We start from the raw sequence: 23,877 nt of genomic DNA on the forward strand, positions 1-23,877 counted from the left end.
CTCTGCCAAGGCGCCTTTTTATTTCAACACGTTAGGATGTTGTCCCGTTGTGTTCGGGTGCTTACTTTACGGATTGAGAAAGGATAGTCAAATAAAAATGTGCATTTAAATTCCGTTTGCTGACATTTAAATCAAATTGCTGCACGTTCGGTCTAATAACACAGAAAACATACAGCAATTTGCATCACCATTTTTTCATTAAGCGACCAACAAGGCTTGGATGGTAGGACCAACAATGATCAAACATGCTCATTAATTGCGGGTTTCCATACTTAGAGAGGCTGACCGCATGGAAGCGGTTCTTATGTTGCTTTAGTTTCTCTACCTGAGCGATCATCTCATCCGATTGCTTAGGTGCGATAAAATCAGAAAGCACGACTAAATCGGCATTCTTGTATTTATCGCCCATCATCAAATCAATGGACTTCATAAGCACAGGCTCTAAATCTGTACCGCCGTGGAATGAGTAGCTCAAGAAGTCACTCGCTTCACGTAACCCATCCTGACGCGTCAATTCGTAGGTGATCTGCTCTGAAGAGAATAGAATCACATAACAATCACGCTCTTCAGCCAGTGCTATCTGCATCAACGCATAAGCCATCGCTTTGGCTGATTGTTCAGGGAAACCACTCATAGATCCAGAAGCGTCCACACAAACGATAAACGGACCTTTTTCGATATCAACACTCTTGGCATCTGGCTTCTGCGCTTTAACTTTACGCAGCGTGCGAGATTTACCTTGAGAGCGATAACTCAGAAGACGTTTATCTGCTAGATGCTTATAGAAAATCACTTCCAGTTCAGGATAAGCCAAGAACATGGTTTCGTTTGGTAGCATCTTGTTGAGATCATCACTTTCATGAATCCCAACAATATCATCGACCGCTTCATCTGCTTTCTCTTCCACCATTTGAAGCTCTTCGACCGGTGCTTTGTGTAGTGAAGGATCATCTTCTAAGCCAGCCATACGACCCAGCTTCTCGGCGATCTCTTGAAGCCCTTTGTGCTTGTTAAGAAACTCTGCATGGCGCTTCATTACTGTAAGGTCAGTTTTGCTCAGCTTGGCTGATGCCATGTCCCACAAACGCCCTACGCTGCCTTCATCTCCAGACTCCGTCACTTTGTCCATGTTCTTCATGGTTTCCATGCGCTGGTAAAGGTCTGCAAGCACTTTCTCTTTGCTCGCTTCAAGTTCGGTCACTTGAGCCTGTTTGATCGCTTCTGACAGGGATTGGTACCACTGATCGCAGAAGTAATGTGGGAACATCGCGTTATACACGCCTTTATTGTGTTCAATAAGGCGGCGTGCTTGTAGATAGAAGGCTGAGTGCCACTCTAGCTTTTTAATAACGTCGTCAATCTCTTCAAAAAACTGCTCTTCATTCCAGTGAATTACTTCCTGATAAAGCGCAATTTCTTGCTGAAAACGGTCGGTCTCACACACTTTAGTCACGCGCTTTTTCACCTTACCGCGCCATTTTACTAAGTGGTTCTTAACCGAGGTTTTTACCCCTTTGTTCTCAGCGGCCATCATCACCTGAGAACGAGCCAATAAGTCATTCATTGCAGTATCAATGATGCCAGAGTCTGCCACCATTAAAGCCAGATTTAATCCGTCTGCTCCTAACATAGAGGTTCCCCTTACTCGAAGTATTGGCTCATGAATTTGATACGCTGAACGATCTTACTGCTTTTAACCTGAGTGGTTTCAAGATCCTGAGTGATGGCTTGCAGGCTTGCTTCCATCGATTTTGGCAGTTCAGGGTCAATAAAGTTGTGCGGTAACGCGCCGTGGAAATCTGAGCGTACCTTCTTCAGGTTGAATTCTGCATCTTGCAGTTGTTTCAGAGCCGCCTCTGCGCCCGTTAACCATTTATCGTAAAGTTCTTTGTCTAAACCATCAGAGGTCACGACGCTAACCAGTACAGAGCGATTCGCAATGTCTTTGATAACAAGTTGGTTAGAAGCGTCAAGATCCAGTTTTAGACGGCACAGGTTTTTGTTTTCATTTACATAACCGTAAATATCGCCATGACCTTCTTTGATTACTCGATCAAAGTCGTCCTTCGCCACATAAACCCAACGGCTATCGCCTTTTTCTGATTCAGATACAGACATGTTGCTCTGCAGCAATACCAATTTCACTAAGTTGTATGCACTGCCTACGCTGTACATCTTGGCATTCTTAATATCGTGTTGGTAAATGTCTTTGCGCAGTAAGCCACTACTGGTTTCCATAGACAATGAAACTGAAAGCGTGTTTTCTACGTCTTCTTGAATGTCTTCAAGCTCTTCACGCGCTATTTCGATTTGGTGCTTAGATTCTTGCTGATCAAACGCACGGTTCAATGCGAACTCTTTAACTACGCCGCGCACTACGTCACGAGACTCTGGGCTATGCCATAAACAGTCTTGCAGCAGCAAGATATCCAGTGGATTGACGGTATCTCGACCACTAAAGAAGGCACTCGCTTTCAACAGCTTCACCGCTTTCTTCCAACGACGGTCAGACACGTACAGGTCAGATTCTGACAAGCCAGAACCTTGCTTCTTAACCGTCTCTTCAAGCATGGTTTTCAGCTCGTAAAGCTTATCGAATGCATTGTCATTCAGTTCTAAGCGATCCAGCTCTTTCTGCCATTGGTGATATTCAATATCCGTGATAGCAAGACCCGGTGGGATCGTCGCTTCTTGAGGCGTACCTGTCGTCAACATCGACTTGAAGTTCTGTTTGTTTTGAATGCGATTTACAAACACGCGAACCAACATACGGTCGTAAAGTGCTTCTAGGCCGCTGTCTTCATCTGGCAATTCATTCGAGGCAGAGACAAGCAGACGCATTGGCACGCGCTCGATGTCGCTGCCGTTTTTAAAGGTCTTTTCGTTAACAACAGTCAGTAGTGTATTAAGGATTGCTGGGCCGGCTTTCCAGATCTCGTCAAGGAAAACCACTTGAGCCGTCGGTAAGTAACCGTCAGTCAAGCGCACGTAACGACCGTTATCTTTTAATTCTTGGATACTCAAAGGACCGAAAACTTCTTCCGGTGTTGAGAATCGCGTCATGAGGTATTCGAAGTAGCTGCTGTTATCAAAAGCTTGTATTAAACGTTTCGCGATTAGACTTTTCGCGATACCAGGAGGACCAAGCAAGAAAACACTCTCCCCTGCGAGTGCAGCTAATAAACAAAGTTTGATGGTGTCTTCACGTTCGTAAACACCGTCAGATAAAGCCTGAGCAAGCTTATTGATTCGTTCGGAGAGCAATGCTTTGTCAGCATGGGAAGATACAGAAGGGTTCATCACAGCAAAACTCCGGAAACGTTCAAGATAATTATGATTGTAGATATGTTTTTATACATTTGTTAGCACTTTGTTACAAGTGTATTTTTTTGTTGAGTCGCATTTATATCAGATGGTTAGGTTGGTAATTTTGGTGTAATCAAAGATTCCAAATTTGAGAATAGAGTCACAATGTGTGATGAGTGAGTGTGAACCCATTCGGAAATTTTCTTTTATTTTCGACATGTTTGGCGTTAAGGTGGTCGACGTCTTATATATCCGACAATTGGCAAGGAAAGTGGCTACCACTGCATGAAAACAATAATCCACAAATGGAAGAGCATCTCACTTGTAGAAGAGAGTGTTACATTACCTACCGGGGCTTCGATAACCCATACCACAATCCAACATCCCGGCGCAGCCGTCATACTCCCAATCACGTCCGAAGGAAAGGTCATTCTAATTAACCAATTTCGACCTTCTCTTAAAAAATGGATCCTAGAGCTTCCAGCAGGAACAATGGAAGCCGGCGAAACGCCGTTAGATTGTGCCCAGCGAGAACTAGAAGAAGAGACGGGCTACAGCGCACAACAATTTCAGAGTTTAGGCCAAGTGACTCCTCTCGCCGGCTTTTGTGATGAGATTCAACACCTCTTCGTCGCGTCAGACCTTAATCTAACGACTCGCTGCAGTTGTGATGAGGATGAAGTGATTGAAGTTCTTGAGCTGACGATTGAAGAGCTTCAACAAAAAATAAGAAACGATCAAATTACTGATACCAAAACGATCGCGTGTTTAAGTAAAGCCCAACTTTGTGGCTACCTATAGGAGAGAAAAATGGATTTCCGTTCTGATACTGTAACGAAACCAAGTCAGGCAATGCGCGACGTTATGGCGAATGCCGAGGTCGGTGATGATGTATATGGTGATGACCCTACCGTTAACGATTTAGAACAGTGGGCAGCGAAGGAAACAGGCTTCGAAGCGGCTATGTTTACGTCTTCAGGCACGCAAGCCAACCTTTTAGGCTTGATGGCACACTGTGGCCGTGGTGATGAATACCTATGTGGTCAACAAGCCCACAACTATAAATATGAAGCTGGCGGTGCCGCGGTGCTCGGTTCCATTCAACCTCAACCTATCGAAAATAACCCAGACGGCACACTCGACTTTGGAAAACTAGAAAGTGCGATCAAACCAGACGACAGCCACTTTGCACGCACAACTCTATTGAGCCTAGAAAACACCATCAACGGTAAAGTTCTCCCTCTCTCTTACTTAACTGAAGCTCGTGCGTTCACCAATAAACATGGCTTGAAGCTGCACCTTGATGGCGCTCGTGTATACAACGCAGCCGCTGCTCTTGATGTGCACGTCAAAGAAATTGCACAACACTTTGATTCAATGACCATCTGTTTATCTAAAGGGTTAGGCGCTCCGGTTGGCTCACTGCTTCTAGGAAGCAAAGAGTACATTGCAAAGGCGCGTCGACTGAGGAAAATGGTTGGTGGCGGTATGCGCCAAGCAGGCATCTTAGCGGCAGCAGGTAAAATGGCGCTAACGGAAAACGTTGAACAACTAAAAGCAGACCACAAAAACGCGAAAGACCTCGCGATTGGCCTCAGCGAGCTACCGGGTTTCTCAGTGAACCCAGACTTTGTTGAAACTAACATTGTGTTCGCCAAGCTAGACCACAGTGTCGACATCGCAGCAATCGCGAATAAGTTGGCAGCAAAAGAGATCACTATTACACCAAGCAACCCGATTCGCTTTGTGACACACCGTGATATCTCTAGCGAAGACATCGCTCGCTTTTTAGTGGAATTAAAGGCCGCACTTTAGTTAGCCACCGCTAAACCAATTAGCAGAAAACCTCAAACCCTATGTAGTTAGTCACAACATAGGGTTTATTTTTACCTTCCTAGTTACTCCCTACCCACCAACCATACAAAAGTTAGCCTGCATAACCCTGTGCTAAACTCACTAAACCTAAGCCGTTGATTGTTTTTCTGGCGATATATAGCGGTGCAAAGCCTATATAGCTTTACACGCCCTATTGAACCCTTACAATGTGCTCAAAATATTTTTACAAGGTTTATCTCTATGTCTATCCAATGGTTTCCGGGCCACATGCACAAAGCCCGCAAAGAAATCGAAGAAGTTATCCCTAAAGTTGACGTAATCATTGAAGTTCTGGATGCACGAATCCCTTTCAGTTCTGAAAACCCAATGATTGCGGAGATCAAAGCAGGTAAACCAGTCGTTAAAGTACTCAACAAGCGTGACTTAGCCGATCCTGAGCTTACTCAAATGTGGATCGAACACTTTGAGAAAGAGCAAGGCGTTAAAGCGATCGCGATTACCACCAGCAATAAAGAAGAAGTCAATCACATCATGGAGTTAGTGCGTAAACTGGCACCGCACCGTGAAGAAATTGGTAAAAACATTCGTACGATGATCATGGGTATCCCAAACGTGGGTAAATCTACCATCATCAACTGTTTGGCTGGTCGCACTATTGCTGTAACGGGTAACCAACCTGCAGTAACGCGTCGCCAACAGCGTATCAACCTACAAAATGGTGTTGTTCTGTCAGACACTCCGGGGATTCTATGGCCAAAAGTAGAAAACCCACACAGTGGTTTCCGCCTAGCTGCGACAGGAGCAGTGAAAGATACAGCGATGGAATACGATGAAGTGGCATTCTACACAGTCGAGTACTTAGCGAAGCAATACCCTCACCTATTGAAAGAGCGTTACCAAATCGAAGAACTTCCAGAGTCAGACATTGAGCTAATGGAAGAGATTGGCCGCAAGCGTGGAGCACTGCGCGCAGGTGGTCACATCGACCTGCACAAGTGTTCAGAGATTCTTTTACACGAACTTCGTAACGGTACACTTGGCCAAGTAACGCTTGAACTACCAGAGATGATCACAAAAGAGCTGATCGAAGTAGAAGAGGAAGCGTTACGTAAGGCAGAAGAAAAAGCGAAGAAGAAAGAAGAACGCCGTAAGCGTTACCTAAAGAATAAGCGCTAATTCTGACTCGCGGGTTCTACTATCTATTAATGAGCTTTCATGCTCTAGAAACCGGAGCTAACTCGTTCTAGAAACTGAAGCTCACATGTTTTAGAAACTTAGCCCTCACGCTCTAGAACTCGCATCTAGAGCGTGACATTGTCACTAAACGCTTCACTGATAGAACTAACACCCTGTCACATAAATAAAATCTAAAATTTACATTACTGAGTTTCATAGACATACTGACGCACTATTTTGTGATCCTGTTGCGAATTTTAAGATGCGTTCATATCCCGGTTTTCAAAACCAGCGTTTCAAAACCTATTTTGATAATGAAATATACCTACCGTATGTGAATTTCATCTACCTACCAATCACCATTTTTCTCGCCTTTGTCATCACCGATTTCATTCATTTTGGTGACCAGTGCATTATGCCAATTCTTCTGCGTGTCGTTCTTGCTGGAATGATGGCAGGAGCCGCTTACTACTGCATAAATCATCGACCAAATGTACTTCAACAATTAGAGAGTGTAACGCTGATCACGAGCGCACTTTTTCTCGTTGTTGTGGGAAGAATCGCAATAGGGTTTGGAAATTATGACTACCAGGGTGGCGTCATTCTGGTCATGATCTATATCGGGACTTTCTCTCGCCTGTCTGCACGATACAGTTTGATTACCCTAACCTGCATACTCGCTAGCTACCTTATTGGTCTATCACCGTTGCTGTATGCTGCAGAACCAGCACACGAGCTCGAGATCATCTCAATTTACCTTTCAACCTATGTCTTGGTCGCTGCCGCGTGTTTGAGAAGAGAGTTAGAAGTTCACAAACGTTTCTCTCAGTCTGAACAACTGCGCAAACAAGCGATACAACTTAGGAAGCAATCGAGCCTTTTCGAAGCGCTCTCATACCAAGATGCGTTAACAGGCTGCTACAACCGACTTTACTTACACCAAGTTATCGAGCCAAACATTAACCGTCGCCAATCCATGACGACGATTATGATCGACATCGACCACTTTAAATCAATAAACGATACATACGGCCACCAAACGGGCGATATGGTTATTAAAGACATAGCACATGCAATTCAAGCTAAACTGCCTCAATCTAGCAACCTATTCCGTTATGGCGGCGAAGAGTTCCTAATTGTGTCTCAGGGTTTGGATGTCAAACAAGCACAACAACTGGCAGATGATTTACTAAGCTCACCTGATGCAGTAACACTGGATGTGACGGTGTCTGTGGGAGTGAAGCATATTGAGCGCGCTATTGGTTCGGTAGAACAGTTGATAGAAGATGCCGACAGAGCACTCTATCAATCGAAGAAGAATGGTCGTAACTGTATTTCTTGGTGCCAAGTCGCTTAGTGCCTCGATAGCTTAGTAACTGAGGTTATTACTAGCTCATCTTACAATACTCAGAGACAAAAAAGCCCCGAGACTAATCTCAGGGCCGTCGATTCACAGTTAACACCAGTAACTGACTCTATGTTGCTTCCTACTGAATTAACATGCCGGTGTAGGTTGCGTTCTCTCTGCAAGGTTCGCAGGTGAAGGCCAAGAATAGACCTTCTCTTTCACTTTGCTGCCACAAGGCGCATCCCAGATCTGCTCTAGCTCTTCTTTGCCACCAATAGATTCATAGAAAGCGATCGCCTGCTTGTTCTTAGACATGACTTCTAAGTACAACCCGCTGTCTGCGTAGTATTGCTCAAGCCTTTCTGACAGCTCTGATAATAGACGCTTTCCAACACCACGACCGCGATAATTATTATCAACATGCAATGCATCGATAAAAGTCCCACGATCGAAGTTGTGGTTGCCAAATGCACACACAAAGCCCACAAGTAAGCCGCCCTCTTCCAAAAGAAGAACGTGCTGATTGAATGGTGGGTTGATAAGTCTTGTTTGCCAAATGACAGATCTGTCTTCTAGAACATCCTGGTCTAGGTATTGATCGGCAAGAATGCCTCGGTAGTAATTTTTCCAGCTGTCTGCGTGTAACTGTGCGATACGCTCGTAATCTTTATATTCAGCTACTCTAATTTCCATTTATTAGCCCTTGTCACTTCCATTTATTTACAACTTCTACATTTAATACTACTTACCCACAAAATTAAAGCAAAACATACTATTAAAACCCGACAGCTAATAGGTCCTTACACTTTGATTCTTGACTTACACGTGTACGCTGATATTCTAGCGCACATATGTAAGCTCAATGGAATATGCTAATGACAACCGCTAATGAAACGCCAAATAAGAAGCCTCCTTTAATTTGGCTAAACGTTTTTATCTTCTCTTTTAGTATGCTCTTGGCATTGGTTGCCGCCCCACTTTATGGTTACTACAACGGCTATGGTGCAGAGCATTGGGTCTGGCTAGCGATCTGTTTTAGTTTCTGTAACTTATCAATTACAACGGGTTACCACCGTTTATGGTCACACAAAGCCTTTGAAGCCCATTCAAGCTTACGATTCCTTTTTGCACTGGGTGGTGCGTTCGCGCTGCAAAACAGTGCGCTTCATTGGTCTTCTGATCACCGTGTTCACCACAAGCATGTTGATAACAACGATAAAGACCCTTACTCCGCTAAGCGTGGCTTTTGGTACTCGCATATCGGCTGGATGATCCGCAATTACAACACGTCAATTTATAAAGATTATGAAAATTGCCGTGATCTTAAAAAAGACAAAATTGTGATGTGGCAGCACAAACACTACATCTTGCTCGCTTTGATCATGAACTTCGGTGTGCCGATTGCTCTCGGTGTCATCTATGGTGACGTGATTGGTATGCTATTGATGGTAGGTGCGGTTCGATTGGTACTTAACCACCACACGACTTTCTTCATAAATTCACTTGCACACATCTGGGGAAGCCAGCCTTTTACAGATAAAAACACAGCGCGCGATAACGGCATTCTTGCGGTTCTGACTTTTGGTGAGGGTTACCACAACTTCCACCACATCTTTGAGAATGATTACCGCAATGGCATTTACTGGTGGCAATACGATCCAACAAAATGGATCATTAAAGGCGCATCACTTTGCGGCTTGACGTCGAAACTCAAAAAGACACCACAAGCTCGTATTGAAAAAGCTGAAGCAGCGATGCAGTTAAAACGTACTCAGCAGAAAATCATGCACCGTGCCGATAACATTCAAATCGCAGAAAAGCTGCAAGCAGAATTTGACTCTTTAGTATCGAACATGAACGAGTACTATGCAGTTAAAAAGCAGCTGTTAGAAAGCAAACGAGACGATGTTGTGAAGAAATATGAACATTCACTACTTAAAGTCCGTTACCAACAGATCAAGATGAATTTCGAACAACAGAAGCGCAGTTGGACTCAAACGGTGGAGCAATACGCTTAACTTTTTAGTAACATATTCTGTTTATTATCAAGCGCCTAGGCTAAATCAGCCTCGGCGCTTTTTTGGTTTGTGACCCTGTTTATGATTTTAGTTGAATAAAAACTCTAATCAAATCTGAACCAACATCTAATATCACACTTACAATGTAAGAAAACGTTTGCTTACATTGCTACTTGTGATCGACATCACTTACGGAATTTCATTTTGTAACATAGAATGCGCGCCCTCCTGTTCCACGGACAACAAAAGCGAATCATTTTATGAAAATGTTAAAATCATCACTAGCGCTAGCAATCTCTACTACCCTTTTATTCGGCTGCGGTGACGAAACAACAAACAATTACTACCCAGAGGTTCCTCAACCTGAAGTTCCACAACCGACGCCTGTAGACAGCAAAGGACGTATCGCAGTATTTAACCTATCTTTCGATCGTTATACATACGAAGATCTTGTGGCTGAAATGAAACTGACTAAGCCAGAGCAAGATGCACTGGTTAAAGGCTGGCAAGATAAAACGCTGTCTGATGAAGACAACGATACAGCACTTAAAGTAATCCAGATTCGTAACGTAGCCGCAATCATCCAGACTGAGCGCCCAGCTGTTATTATGATGGCAGAGTTCAACAACGACGGTACTGCTGAAAACAATGACGCTATTATTGGTTTCCGTTTGAACTACCTTGCAGTTTCTCAAAACTCTAATAGTTTTGACCAAGACGGTATTCAATTAAAGCCGATCTCTTTTCAGTACTTCGCAAACTACGCTACTAACACCGGTAAGCTGAGTGGTTATGACCTTAACAACGACGGTGTAGTTGCTACAGAAGCTGACGAAGGTAGTTTCACATATGCTGATGACTCATGGGGATTTGGTGAATACCACGGTAAGTATGCATTCGCTCTGCTGTCAATGTACGAAATCGATCATGACAACACTCGAACTTTCCAGAACTTTAAATGGAAAGACATGCCCGGTGAAACAAACCCTAAGATCGTCGGTTGTGACGACAGTGTCGAACGTTGTGAGTGGTATTCTGATGATGCTTGGAACAACTTCCCTCTATCATCTAAAAACCACGTAGACGCACCTATTTTGATCCCACAAGAAGATGGTTCGACTGAGACAATTCATCTTCTGATGTCTCACCCTACGCCACCAATCTTTAACAATGCGGCTATGCACAATAGAATTCACAACCGCGCGGAAATCGATTTTTGGGTAGATTACATCAACGGTGAAAGCTACATCTACGATGACACAAACACGTTCGGTGGTTTAAAGACTGACGCTAAATTTGTCGTAATGGGAGATTTGAACGCGGATCCAATGAAAGGTGACGGTGATCTGACTGCCATCAACGACTTGATGAAGCATGCTAAAGTAAACCACTTAGCGACGTTCGGTCCTTTAGCGCCAGCAAGCTACGGTGGTCCTGAGTGTTTAGCTCTTGGTGAGTGTCGCGCGGAAAACTGGGATACGCCTTACCCAGACCAAGTAACTAGCACGAGCGGTTTGCGCCTTGATCACGTTGTACCATCAGAAAACCTAACGATTTCAGATTCTGGCGTGTACTGGCCAGCAACGTTCGAAGACGGTCGTCTATTGATGAATGACGAACGTGTAGGTGACTACGGCAACGGTAAAGATATCTCTTCTGATCACCGTATGGTTTGGATTAAAGCTGAAATCCACAACTAATACGTTTCAGTAATTGATCTATCTAATGCCCGACCTTCGTGTTGGGCATTCTTATTTCAACTACCCGTTCGCTTCCCCTACTTCCTCTCTTTCCTCTATCTTTAGGGTTTACCTCTATTATGGACGTAAATTTCCATAGTTATTGGATTTAGGCACTCTTTAACCCTTTCTGTTAACTGCTTATATTACTTGCACTTACTGAGCGGAACACCAAGGAATAAAGAATGAGCAAGCTAACTATTATTGCCACTATCGTCGCTAAACAAGACAGCATCGATCTTGTTAAATCTGAACTGATCAAGTTAATCGAACCTACTCGCTTAGAAGGTGGTTGTATCAATTACGATCTACACCAAGACAATAACAACCCTGCTCACTTCGTTTTTCACGAGAATTGGGAATCAGAAGCTCTGCTAGAGAAGCATTTGGGGAGCCAACACATTGCAGATTACCTTGCAGCGACGGAAGGTTCGGTTGAATCATTTATTATCAACAAAATGACTCACATCGCTTAAACACATCATCCCTCACGACTTTAGACCCCGTTCCTATGACGGGGTTTTGTCATTTTGAGGGCTTGTGATTTCCTAAGTCACAACGAAAAAAACCGCCTACTATGGGCGGGTATGGTCAAACTTTATGACTGCTTTTACAGTTCTCTAGCAACCATCAAACCAATATTGAGCGTCAACTATGACTGAATAACGCTCTGATATCTTTTTGCTTTCTAAATAGCACGGGGGCACTAGTTGAAAGCACGAGCCAAGATACCATTCCCTTGATATTGGTAAACACTTGAATTATTACTCACAAAAACCGACTCTCCCGGTTTCAATGTGATGTTTTGTCCTTCAGAGGTAACCGTCGCTTCACACTAGTTGCGAAGAGACAGCGTCAAACATAGTAAAGTTTGTCTTCTGAATAATGAGCTCTCGATCTATTCGAGGGCTCTTTTGTTTTTTTATTGTTTGTTGTTGTTTGTTAAAAAGTAGGCCAGCTACTCATCCTCCTCCCTTTTCGTCTAAAAACGCCTAAACAACCCTTGTTGAAAATCAATCAGTCTCAAATCAGATTAGTTTTCAGGCTCGATACGTAGAATCAAAGGCTTCATTCAGGTCAGGCTCACCACCTACTTGTTATTTGTTTTCGCCTACTTATCTTGCTGTAAATCAACCATGAATAAACGTCATTACATGGCATTACTCGTAAGTACTGCCCTTGTTATTAGCCCACAAGTCTTTGGTTCTGATGAGATTGAAGAAGAGATTGATGAATCGCCCTACACAAGGCTCACGAAACTGGGATTCATCTACTCACAGAATACCAGTACATCACTGTCTATTAACTCTGGCGTTTCACTTGGCTACAAAGGTGATACATGGGGACATAGATTTCAGTTCGATACTTACTACACCGATGCCGAAAACGGCGAGGACGGTACCAACCGCTACACCACAAACTACGGGATCACCTACGACATCAACTCAAGAACCTATACGGTTGCAGGAATTCGATTCGAACATGATCAATACGGTACCTATCGTGAGCAGTGGATCGCGATGACGGGGCTTGGTCGACACTTCTATGAAACGAACCACATCACTCTGCAAGGTTCAGTGGGTCCCGGTTACCGGATAACAGAAAGACAACCCTTTGATGAGGAGTTTCCTTCGCAGATGAACTACGAGCTGATTGCCAGTGGATCCCTTGAAGGTACAGTCCAGTTTACTGATAGTTTTTCTATCGGTGGGAACGCAAGCGTTGCCTACGGTGAAGAGAACACTAATTACAACTTAAAAGGGTATTTGAAGAACATCCTGATGGGGAATCTCGCCCTCACTTTTGATACCGAGTATATCTACAACACAACCGTTGCCTCAGACCAAAGTAACACAGAGATCTACAGCTCTATGAACCTCAATTACGACTTCTAAGCTTTCCATTGTTCTATACGCCAATCTTAAAATTAAGCGACAAAAAAGGCGTACCTCATGATACGCCTTTCACTTAATCAAACGTTCATTAAGAACATACAAACCTATGATGTTTTGAATTGAGCAACCGCACTATCCATATCATTTGCTTGGGCAGCAACCTTATCTACTTCAACCAAACAGTGTTGGGCTGATGCCGTATTTTGATTTGAGATGGTGCTTAGTTCAGTTATAGAGTCACTTACCTGTGCCATTACAGCCCCCTGCTCTTCAATCGCAGACGCGATGCGCTCAGAGTTACCTTGAATGTCTTCCATATCACTTAGAATCAGTTGTAGGCTCGCATCGAGTGACTCAGAATCACTCAGCGTTCTTTGACCTTGAGAGTTACACTCACCAATCTCTGCCATAGACGCTTCCATCTGGCTTTGAATGGCCGATACTACGTTGGTGATTTCAGTCGTGGATTGGTGCGTGCGGCTAGCTAGTGCTCGAACTTCATCCGCAACAACGGCAAAGCCTCGACCTTGTTCACCGGCACGCGCTGCTTCAATCGCTGCATTCAGTGCTAGCAGGTTGGTCTGCTCTGCGATACCTTGGATGATGTTTACTGCATCGCCAATCTGGTCGACATGATGATTCAACGAACTTATCGAATCTTGGCTGCTCGATAGACGCTCAGACAGTTGTGTGATGTTATTAATTGTCTCTACGACAACCTCACGACCTTTGTCCGCATTCTGACGAGCTTTTTGAACACCCTCAGCGGCAATCGCAGTACTTTCTGAGATCTCTCCGATCGTCGACACCATCTCTTGCACAGACACCGTCATTTCACCGGTATGGTTGGCTTGAACGTCGAACTGCTGTATCACTGACTCCAGTTCGTTATGCATGTTCGACGTGCTCGCCGTTAGCTCTTGAGACTTTTTCTGTGAAGTCGCAATTAACCCTTCAAGTTGATCAAGCAACTGATTGAAGTATTCACCTAGCGTGCCCAGTTCGTCATGACCTTTTAGGTTTGAACGAATAGAAACATCATTCGATTCCGCAATGCTGCGAATAACCGAGAGTAGTGATTCAATACGTCCAACGATAGAGCGAACAATGACCCAAATAAGACCAATGATCAGCACTAGGATCGTGCCACTCAGTACATTGTTAATTGTGTTCAGCGCCGATAGCTGGCTCTGCGTTGCATCTGCCAATAATTTAGAAAACGACTTAAACTGGGTCTCAACAGTATGCGAGGCAGAACGAGTCGCTCCTAATAGCCCTTCATCATGCTTCAAGCCAATCAGGCGTTTCTGGTCGACCGCTTGTTGTGCGGAGTTGATCAACTGAGAAGATTGAAGTGGTAGCAAGCTGTTATCTAGCTCACCTTGTTCAACAAGTTCGCTGTATTTGAGCAGTGCGATACGAACGCTATCAGGCGAAACATCGTAGTTGCTCGCGATTTGGCTGTTAAATTCACCAATCAAACCTTCTGATTCAGACAAGCCATAGACCTGAAATGCCTTAACCAATTCAACGAAGCTTTTGTGATAAGCAGTAATGTCCTGTCTAAGTTGAGCCGTGCTCGCTAAATCCAACTCAGTTAAGATGGACGCTAGCTTTGTTTCCGACTCTAGGAACAGGCTGTAATTGCCCTCAAACTTATCTAAATACTTAGAGTTACTACGCAACAGAAAGTCTTTTTCGTTTCGTCGTAAGTTAAGCAATCGTACCTCAAGCTCCTTAGTCAGCAGCGTCGCTTCACTCAGCTTTGCACTGGTATCGGAAAAGTGGGAGGTCGTAAATAGCACGGAGATCATTCCCAAAATTGAGAAGAACCCGAGTGAAAATAATTTCTTTTTAATATTCATATGCAAAAATTGGGTATAAAAAACTCTTATTAACCACTCTATCAATAAAATGCCTATATAAATGAGATTGGGAGCACAAAGTTAAATGTTATAAAGATGTGAGCTCATATAACTAAACCATTTGATGGAGTAATCGGGAGCTATGAGATACAGGAGGTTTGCTACAGTTTTATGACATTTAGGCAATGTATACCGAATTGGTGTATTAATTAAGTAGAGTTGGCTATTTAGGTACCCAATTCTCAACTTTGATACATTGTTTATAAATAAAAAGGACGTTACAAAAAAACGCCGATGTTAAAACGAGTAACATCGGCGCTAGGTGAATTGAGACAGATAGAAAGCTCAAACAAACGTGCTCTTGGCTGTCAGCACGTTACACCTGACTAAACACGTTATACATTGCAAGACATTGCATTCATGCTACGCATATCCTCTAGACCGCTTTGGCTCGAAGTTTGGTTAACACGTCCATCTGTTTTAGGTTTGCCATTGCTACGTAAGCCACTGGGACCAAAAACAATGAGAAGAACGTGCCCACCGTCAAGCCACCGACTAACACCAGTCCAATATTGACTCGCCCTAACGATCCCGGCCCTTCCGCTAATGCCAGTGGCAACGAACCTAGAATCATGGTCAACGCGGTCATTAGAATCGGGCGTAATCGAGAGCGCGCACTGGTCATTGCAGCTTCTTTGGCTGTTGCCCCTTTTTTACGCTGCTCGTTCGCAAATTCCACCAGCAAAATACCGTGCTTTGTCACCAATCCAACCAAGGTCAGTAGACCAATCTTTGAGTAGATATTTAAGCTTTGACCAAATACCGACAGAGTCAGCACGGCACCAACAATACACAGAGGTACCGTCAACAGAATGATCATAGGGTCTACAAAGCTTTCGAACTGCGCCGCCAAGATTAGGAATATGAATACCAGTGCTAAGACAAACAACACTTGAGCACCGGCACTTGAATCAACCAGATCTTTCACAATGCCATTGAATTCGTAGCTTTGAGAATCATCGAGCAATTGAGGTACCGCTTGATCTACGTAGGCTTTAACATCACTTGGCGTAAAACCAGGCATCAGATCTGCCGTGATCTCTGCACTGTCTTGCCCCATAAAGGTTTTGAAGCTCGACTCGGACGTCACTTGTTCAATAGAAACAAATTGAGACAGTGGTAGTCGCTGACCAGATTCCGAATCAACATACAGTTTATCCAGCACCTTAAAATCACCCAGTGCATTGCGGTTAACCTGTACTTGAATTGGATAGGTATAACCGTCATCCGCTTGCAAGTCCGCCGCTTTGACTGAACCTAAGAAGGTAGAGAGCGCATTGGTTACATTGCCGTAATCTACACCAGATAACACGATGGCATTTCGGTCTATCGACAAGTCATAACGCAATTGGTCACGCAGCATAGAGTTATTGATGTTAGTCACGCCTTCGTAGTTCTCTAAAGCCTCAACCACTTTATGTGCCGTCTCGGACAGAGCATCTGTGTCGCGATTCACCGTTGTTAGTTCCAAAACCATGTTAGTCGCGATGTTTAAGTTATCGGCGGTGCGAACCTTAAATGACATCCCATATGCCGACACACTGCTTTTAGCGGTTGCAATAAACTCATTCAGTAACTCATCTGCTGATTTCTCTCTTTCACCCCAAGGTTTCAGTAGCACATGGTTAGTCGGTGTTCCCTCAATGTAAGAGAGGTTGGCTTCGACAGACTCATTGCCATCAAATACTTGGTTTAATTGCGCGTTGTTATCTAAGTGATATTGTCTACCCACCCCTGTTGGCGGTGTCGATGTTACCTCAACAAAGCCCGTATCTTCGGTTGGAAGCAGTACTTGAGGCATCTTCCATACAGCAACAGCAGATAAAGCCACCATGACCAACGCAATTCCAGTCATTAGTGCTTTACGCTCAAACCACTTACCGAGTTCCTCGCTGTAGCGATCAGACAGTTTGTTAAGCTTGGCATCAACTACGGCATACCATTTCGCTGGCTTAGAAACCGGCTTCATCAAGTATGCACTCATCATTGGCGACAGAGTTAACGCCACAAAACCCGAGATGATTACAGCCGCCGCTAACGTAAACGCAAACTGTCTAAACAGGTCCGCAGTTAATCCCGCCATCAAACCAATCGGTAGGTAAACCACGGCGAGAGTTAGCGTCATCGCAATGACAGGGAATACTATCTCACGACAGCCTTTTAATGCGGCATTGAGAGGTGTCTCACCTTCTTCAATATGACGGTAACAGTTCTCTGCAACCACAATCGCATCATCAACCACTAAACCAATCGCAAGGATAATCGCAAGGATCGTCAGAACATTGATGCTAAAGCCTAGTGCTGACATCACCGCAAATACACCTATTACACATACAGGAATAGTGATGATTGGAATCGACGCTACGCGGAACGAGCCTAAAAACAGCACCACAACCGCAGACACAAGCACAACCGCTTCGACCAATGTCATAAAGCCTTGGTCGATCGCCGCTTTAATAAAGTCAGCTTGGTTGTACACCATCTCCATCTCAATGCCTTCTGGCAACTGAGGCTGAATCTCTTCAATCTGCTGTTTTACCTTATCAGCAACCGTGACCGGGTTTTCACTCTTGAGCGGTAGTACTTGGATGGACATAGCGAGCTTGTCATCGACGCGAAGAATACTCGGCGTCAGACTCTCCTCGCCCATTTTGACCTCAGCAATATCGCCCACACGGATGATCTTTCCGTTATCTACACGAATCACCAGATCACGCACATCCTCGACGCTGGTGACTTGATTGACTGGGTTAATTGAGAAATCACGTACCTGCCCTTTAATCGTACCGGCGGTAAAGGTGGCATTGTAAGAGCTCAGCGTTCCTACAACGTCAGAAGCACTGATGTTGAGCGCCATCATACGGTCGGGTTGTAGCCAGACACGCACAGCTTTCGAGCTGCCTCCATAAGGCCCCCAAACGCCACCAACGCCTTGAAGATGCTTAAACTGAGGCACAACTTGCTGATTAATGTAATCAAACATCTCTTGCTTTGACATGTTGCCCGAGTTGACAAAGGTGATCACGTTACTCGGCATGCTGGTATCAGAAGAGTCGTCCGTTACAGTTGGCTGATCAGTCATGCTTGGAGGAAAATCACCAATCGCTTCAACACTGCTTCGAAGGTTGTTCATTAAGCCCGTGTATTCGACCTCATCAACATCATCTTCAAACAAGATCTTTAGACTACAGGTCCCCTCTTGGCAGTCTGTGGTCATGGTCTTCACACTATCGAGCCCCGTTGCAGCAGTAATGAGTTTGTCTGCAACATTGCGAGACATAAACTCAGCGCTCGCGCCATTAATCGCTGCGGTAACCGTCGCTGAAGGTGTTTTGTGCTCTGGGAAATATTGAATTGATAGCTTTTGAAATGAGAGTAAACCTATCAATACAATGGCGATGCTGAGCACCGATGCGAACACCGGATGCTTAATACAAATCTCAGGAAGCTTCATTGTTCACTCCTACTTGCTTAGCTTCCGTGCCTTTATTTTGTGAGTTGAGGTTTTGTGAATTTGCGTTTTGCGAATCTAATACCACTGATTCTTCTGTTTGCGATTGCTTGGCGTCTGACGTATTACCATCAACACCAACTTCTAACGACGCTGCACTTGCAGGCTCATGAGGCAGGTAAGCTTGCTCCTCACCATTTTCATCTTTTAAGGTTGTTGATTCCGTTGGTACGGTGTTCATCACTTTAACCAATGAGCTCTTTTTAAGGTTTTGCTGGCCTGTAACGACTATTTTCTCACCTTGCTGCAAGCCTTCCTCAACCACAACATGCCCATCATTGGTATTCACACCGAGCTCTACCACGCGCTGTTCAATCGTCTCTCCATTCACAACCCAAACGAAACGGGTGTTGTCCTTAGCTAACACCGCATTTTGTGACACAACTAATTCAGGTGACTCGTCGCTGGTCACTTGGCTCAGCTTCGCGAACATTCCCGGCACTAAACGGTGCTCTGGGTTCTTAACGTGGGCATGAATTTCAACGCGGCCAGAGCTTTCGTCTACCGCTGGTGCGATGTAGTCAACCACACCTTTGAAGGTCTCACCAACAAACGCATCCACTTCAATGGAAACATCTTGGCCAAGCTTTGCAGAACCTAAGTCAGACTGACCAATCGAGTATTGAACCTCAACAGGATCGAGCTTGATCAAGCTAACCAAAACCGTTGAGCTATCAATTCGACTACCCACAGAGTGGCTAAAATTAGTCAACTGACCATCGAACGGCGCCACCAATAGATAATTGTTCATCAGCGCTTCTTTTTGACGGAAGTCAGCTGCAGCTAGGTTCGCCTGTTCTTTCAGCTCTTCAACGTCCTGTTGAGACATTGAATCAGGTTGTTTCTTAAGAAGTTCCTGTACTCGTTTTAGTTTGGACTTTGCTAAAGCCAAAGAGCTTTTCGCTTTGTCTAAGTCCGCCTTAGCGGTGGTGTCGTCTAGCTGGGCGATAAGGTCACCCTTTTTGACAAAATCTCCATCCTTGAAGTGCGTTTTGAGAATTTTTTCAGATGCGCTAAATGTAAGAGCCGCAGAATCAGTTGCGCGGATTTTTCCGACTTCGCTGATTGACGAAGTGAACGTTTGAGTCATCGCCTGTTCCACTGTCACCGGTACATGCTCGGTATTCTCAGCGAATACAGAAGGCGCACTGAGCGAAAGAAGTGTTAAGGCGATTGTTTTACTAATAAGGGTAAATTTCATTACAGTAACCATAGAGCGCTCTCAATTTTGAAGGCGCTAATTGTTATACCAATCACAGTTACTTACTACGATTGGTATCGGCTATCTTTAACTGAACAAGCTTCCTGCTATTGAATTCAATGCTAATAACAGCCAGTTGTAGAGAAATAGGCTCAACGTCACTATTGAGCCCTGCTGTATTTCACTTATTTAAATACGATTGTTTGACCGTAAGTTAAAAGCGGTATTGATATTGAACTCCCACTAACAACGCATCGGCGCTGACATCTGCCGTAATATTGCTTTGAGAACCGGGAATCGTGGTGAGACTTTCATCGACATAATCGCTTTCGCCCATCACCACTCCGACACCGACATCGATCGTGCTGTGACGGCTCATCGCGTAGCTTCCTCCAACTGTTAACCAATGACGGTTTACATCAGGAATCGACAACGAAGTCAGATTGTCCGTAGGAGATGCGTCATACATATAACCCGTTCGCAAAGTCAGCTTGCTTGAAGCGGTGTAAGTCGCACCGACTGAAATATGCCCTGCATCTTGCCATTGGTACTCTTTGATCGAGTCCTCGTAAGATGGTGAGGTCAAAGAGTCGAATTCGGACCAGTTAACCCATTGAATGCTGTAGTGCGCCGCCCATGATTCGGTGAGCTTGTGCCATCCAGAAAACTCGAGTGTGTCTGGCAATGGCACATTCATTTTGTCCGCAGGTACACCCCCTTTGGTGATAGTGCCCTCTACCTCGATATCTGGGCTGTAGCGATAAGCGAGACCAAAGCGATGATTTTCATTCACCTGATAAGTCACACCAAGGTTGGCACCAATACCTACGCCGTTACCATCTATGTTAAGTAACCCTTGACGGTAGATTTCACCCTCGCCATAGATAACATCAAGGCCACCGCCTATATTGATTTTGTCTGATAACTCATACGCAATCGCAAGACCAAAGTTGACGCTTGTTAATGTCGTCTTTCCGCCAAATTCGCTTGCACTAAACGAATCATCAAACTCAACATCGGTACCGAAGTTTGAGTGTACGGTCGCTCCAAGCGTCACCTTGCTGTTCTCTAGCGGATGAACATAATGAAAGTTAGGAACCAAGGTACCTTGACCAAGCGATTGGTCATCGAGTGTTTCGGTGTCACCAACAATTGGTGTGTAACTCACGTTCGAAACATCAATCTGGCTGTCGATATACACAGCGCCAACGGACAACATTGGATCATCTATATACGCCATCGCTGCACTGTTTTTTGATACAACAGCCGCGCTGTCAGCGATAACTGCATCACCGGCAAAGGCTCTGCCTAAGCCAGTAGCGGACTGTGCGTTCAGTTGAAAGCCAGCGGCTTGTGACACACAAGGAAGTAGCGCAACAGTTGATGTAATGAGAATTCGATTATTCATTGTCGGCTACCTCCGTTTCGATGTGCTCATCGTTGTCGATTTCGATAGCGTGACCGTCTGTCACAACCATAGATGCCACGGCCACTTGCTGAGTGTTGGTCGCATCCCACACGTATGACAATTCGTCTGACTCAGGTAAGCCCGGTAGCCCCGATTCGTTCATAGTGCCTTCATAAGGAAAAAGATATGTTCCGTGCCCACCTGTGGTTGCACGAATGACACCACGAGTTTGATCGTTGGAATAGTTATCACCACCAAGTGGAGCCCCTGTTGTACCGGTAATCTGACTTAAACCAAGCGCTTCAATCAGTGGATCTGTACCTGTGCGAATATTGTCTGGGGCAGAGTTCGGAACAACACTGTCAGGAACATAATCTTCGCCAACATCGCAGGTTTCACCGCAGCTACCCACAGCGGCCATGAGTAGAGTTGGCTGTTGGTTTTCGACTTGTCTTGATGTGAAGCTCGCAGGATCTGAAGCATCGATAGTCATTTGAACGCCTTGCTTAAGATCAGTCACGATCAAATCAAAGATGTCATCTTCTAACTGACTCACCGTAATCGCGTTCTCTTCAGATGCAGCGACAAACTCTCTTAACGCTTCAATACAAACTTGGTTGCTTGCTTCTGGAGTACACACATCTGGAATAACGGTTTCTGCAATACTGCGTTGTACGTCTGGTGACTTCTTCACTGCTTCAGACATCTCCGGGCCTAAAGTCTGAGAAGAGAGCACAAGGTTGGTTAACCCTTGGCCCGGAACAACAAAGTTCACGGTATTAAAAGCAAAGTCTGAGTTGTCATGAAAGTTTGCACTAACCTGGCTGAATTCGCTTACCATCACCGACATAATCCCACCAAGAGAATGTCCAACTAGGTGGATTTGGTCTTTGTCGACCCATGGGGCATCGTTCAATGCATATCGCAATCCTAGGAAATCCGAGACTGATTGTTGCAAGTTGGAACGCAATGCTAATGGCGAATCGATATTGATGAAGAAAGACTTGTTTGCACGCGCACTAATTTCGTTATTTTCTGTATCAAAGCGAACACGTTCCCCATGGTACGGCATGTCAATAGCAACAACGGCATAACCTTTTTCTGTATAGTCACGTGCCATCAAAGAAGCGGCAGATTTATCTGCGGTTACACCATGAATGAACACAACCGTTGGTAACGGAGTTGATGCTTCTAACGTAGTCGAACTCTTCCAACGCGGAGGTGTGTATACATCTACAGTTATAGTTTGGAACTCCACCATTTCAGGTAATGGGTCAGCAACTGTAGGAAAACCACCCGTAGATGTTTTCATCCACTCATATAACGGTGGACAAGACTCAATAGGTTCATATTCGTTAATCGAACACTCCACCTCTCTAGATTCGGTAAATGGTAAGTAAAATGGAATACTCAACTCAGTCTTATACAAGTCATATTTTGTATTATTATCTTCAACAATCTCCAAACCATCCTTAAGCTCAGTTCCAACAGAACTATGATGATCTCGCATTGCATCTAACGTCGAATATGCGCTTTGGGTTTTAAATTGTGCCGCATAAACAGGGTTACCCTCCCCGCTGTATAGAGAGATGGCCTTTAATATTTGCTCTTGAAGATCTTGATTTATATTTGAGTGTTTTGGTTCTAAGCCATAAAGAATATCTGTAAAACTGTCGTCGGCTTGTAGCGGTTCACCAAATTCTGTTTTCACAGCGTCAGTTACGACAACATAATATAATTGGTTCGGTTTTAAGCTCGCCTCACACTCTATTTTAATGTTGCTTCCATCTGCTGATATTTGTGTGCCAATTTCTTTACCAGAATCATCCATTAATACCACGTTACCTTGTAAGCTATTCGCATCTAATGGGAATCGCTTATCAGAATTAACGCTCTGTAGAGGAATTAAAATCGGCTCTGCACATAAGCCCCAGCCATCAAGAGCTGAGTACGAATTATTGTAATCTTGGTAATACTCTTCGCTGTTTAAAGCCAATAGTTCTCTTCTTTCACCGCTGCCTGTAATAGTGCCGTCATTGTCGTAGCCATAACCATCATTTGGCTTCGGCAACCCTTGAACATTGTATGGAACAAAAACAGAGACTGGTTCTTGTGTGGTGCTCTCGTCAGATTGACAGCCAATTAGCGCCAGTGCGATTAACCCGCATAGATGTGATTTTTTGAATTTAGACAAAGCATCTCCTCATTTAAGCATCTTCGTGCTCGGTGCCGATAAGTCGGTTCGTGTTTAACTCGGAGCTGAAATCAGCTCTCCTATTTGTTGGTTAGCTATGTTTGGTTAAGCCAAATCTTTCGCTACAGAAACTCCTTTTTGTTTAGGAGCACTCCTTAGCGATAGATACAAACTCGCCATTCATATGCAACGCCGAAGAAACTACGTAAGAGCCTTGAACACTCAATCACACCCACTAAATCAGCTTCACATCCAAATGATCCAACACGCCTCCTTTTTAGGCACCTTAAACAGCCTCAAACAAGGTCAAAAATGTTTAT

General features: G+C 44.4%; 16 protein-coding genes and 1 pseudogene. 8 read left to right on the forward strand and 9 right to left on the reverse strand.

Annotated features, from left to right (window positions below; all coding sequences use genetic code 11):
* Positions 1-184: 184 nt before the first annotated feature.
* Together viaA and KI655_RS13875 are read right to left on the reverse strand one after the other, a co-directional pair.
* The gene (gene viaA / locus KI655_RS13870; RefSeq protein ID WP_285406017.1) at positions 185-1,630 is read right to left on the reverse strand and encodes an ATPase RavA stimulator ViaA; all 1,446 of its coding nucleotides are present in this window, start codon (positions 1,628-1,630) and stop codon (positions 185-187) included.
* Positions 1,631-1,641: 11 nt separating this feature from the next.
* A complete protein-coding gene (locus tag KI655_RS13875) occupies positions 1,642-3,300 on the reverse strand; it encodes an ATPase RavA domain-containing protein (protein WP_285406374.1) in 1,659 nt (552 codons plus the stop codon).
* A gap of 291 nt (positions 3,301-3,591) precedes the next feature.
* On the opposite strand from KI655_RS13875, the gene KI655_RS13880 reads away from it, so the two are divergent.
* The 4 genes from KI655_RS13880 to KI655_RS13895 all read left to right on the forward strand — a co-directional run bounded on the left by KI655_RS13880 (position 3,592) and on the right by KI655_RS13895 (position 7,675).
* Positions 3,592-4,107, forward strand: a complete 516-nt coding sequence (locus KI655_RS13880) for an NUDIX hydrolase (protein ID WP_285406019.1) — start codon at positions 3,592-3,594, stop codon at positions 4,105-4,107.
* A 9-nt stretch (positions 4,108-4,116) separates the two neighbouring features.
* The gene (ltaE, locus tag KI655_RS13885) at positions 4,117-5,121 is read left to right on the forward strand and encodes a low-specificity L-threonine aldolase (protein WP_285406021.1); all 1,005 of its coding nucleotides are present in this window, start codon (positions 4,117-4,119) and stop codon (positions 5,119-5,121) included.
* Between the two features lie 261 nt (positions 5,122-5,382).
* Complete coding sequence (gene ylqF / locus KI655_RS13890) at positions 5,383-6,318, forward strand: ribosome biogenesis GTPase YlqF (RefSeq protein WP_285406023.1); 936 nt, start codon at positions 5,383-5,385, stop codon at positions 6,316-6,318.
* Positions 6,319-6,580: 262 nt separating this feature from the next.
* On the forward strand, positions 6,581-7,675 hold the full coding sequence (locus tag KI655_RS13895) for a diguanylate cyclase (protein ID WP_285406025.1): 1,095 nt from the start codon (positions 6,581-6,583) through the stop codon (positions 7,673-7,675).
* Positions 7,676-7,813: 138 nt separating this feature from the next.
* Here the strand turns inward: KI655_RS13895 and KI655_RS13900 are convergent, their stop codons facing one another.
* Positions 7,814-8,359, reverse strand: a complete 546-nt coding sequence (locus KI655_RS13900) for an N-acetyltransferase (protein ID WP_285406027.1) — start codon at positions 8,357-8,359, stop codon at positions 7,814-7,816.
* 182 nt (positions 8,360-8,541) lie between these two features.
* Here KI655_RS13900 and KI655_RS13905 point away from each other — a divergent pair, with 182 nt between their 5' ends.
* The 3 genes from KI655_RS13905 (at position 8,542) to KI655_RS13915 (ending at position 11,899) form a co-directional block, all read left to right on the forward strand.
* Positions 8,542-9,684 carry a fatty acid desaturase gene (locus KI655_RS13905; protein ID WP_285406029.1) on the forward strand — a complete coding sequence of 381 codons (1,143 nt, stop codon included), beginning with the start codon at positions 8,542-8,544 and terminating at the stop codon, positions 9,682-9,684.
* Between the two features lie 260 nt (positions 9,685-9,944).
* Complete coding sequence (locus KI655_RS13910) at positions 9,945-11,384, forward strand: endonuclease/exonuclease/phosphatase family protein (RefSeq protein ID WP_285406031.1); 1,440 nt, start codon at positions 9,945-9,947, stop codon at positions 11,382-11,384.
* A 224-nt stretch (positions 11,385-11,608) separates the two neighbouring features.
* Complete coding sequence (locus KI655_RS13915) at positions 11,609-11,899, forward strand: putative quinol monooxygenase (protein WP_285406032.1); 291 nt, start codon at positions 11,609-11,611, stop codon at positions 11,897-11,899.
* 230 nt (positions 11,900-12,129) lie between these two features.
* Here the strand turns inward: KI655_RS13915 and KI655_RS13920 are convergent.
* Positions 12,130-12,255, reverse strand: a pseudogene (locus tag KI655_RS13920) (mannose-6-phosphate isomerase); the annotation flags it as partial.
* A gap of 322 nt (positions 12,256-12,577) precedes the next feature.
* On the opposite strand from KI655_RS13920, the gene KI655_RS13925 reads away from it, so the two are divergent.
* Entirely contained in the window at positions 12,578-13,318 is a 741-nt protein-coding gene (locus tag KI655_RS13925) for a DUF481 domain-containing protein (protein ID WP_285406377.1), read from the forward strand.
* A gap of 104 nt (positions 13,319-13,422) precedes the next feature.
* On the opposite strand, the gene KI655_RS13930 is transcribed toward KI655_RS13925, so the two are convergent.
* The 5 genes from KI655_RS13930 to KI655_RS13950 form a co-directional block, all read right to left on the reverse strand.
* Positions 13,423-15,132: a methyl-accepting chemotaxis protein gene (locus KI655_RS13930; protein ID WP_285406378.1), complete on the reverse strand. Its 1,710-nt coding sequence runs from the start codon at positions 15,130-15,132 to the stop codon at positions 13,423-13,425.
* A gap of 487 nt (positions 15,133-15,619) precedes the next feature.
* The gene (locus tag KI655_RS13935) at positions 15,620-18,697 is read right to left on the reverse strand and encodes an efflux RND transporter permease subunit (protein WP_285406035.1); all 3,078 of its coding nucleotides are present in this window, start codon (positions 18,695-18,697) and stop codon (positions 15,620-15,622) included.
* The gene (locus KI655_RS13940) at positions 18,684-19,955 is read right to left on the reverse strand and encodes an efflux RND transporter periplasmic adaptor subunit (RefSeq protein ID WP_285406037.1); all 1,272 of its coding nucleotides are present in this window, start codon (positions 19,953-19,955) and stop codon (positions 18,684-18,686) included. Before KI655_RS13940 ends, KI655_RS13935 begins: the two co-directional genes overlap by 14 nt.
* A gap of 214 nt (positions 19,956-20,169) precedes the next feature.
* Entirely contained in the window at positions 20,170-21,363 is a 1,194-nt protein-coding gene (locus tag KI655_RS13945; protein WP_285406038.1) for an OmpP1/FadL family transporter, read from the reverse strand.
* Positions 21,356-23,557, reverse strand: coding sequence for an alpha/beta fold hydrolase (locus KI655_RS13950; protein WP_285406040.1), 2,202 nt, complete (start codon positions 23,555-23,557; stop codon positions 21,356-21,358). The genes KI655_RS13945 and KI655_RS13950 overlap by 8 nt, the downstream gene beginning before the upstream one ends.
* Positions 23,558-23,877 lie beyond the last annotated feature (320 nt).

This window comes from Vibrio sp. D404a (genome assembly GCF_030248535.1).
Taxonomy (GTDB): domain Bacteria; phylum Pseudomonadota; class Gammaproteobacteria; order Enterobacterales; family Vibrionaceae; genus Vibrio.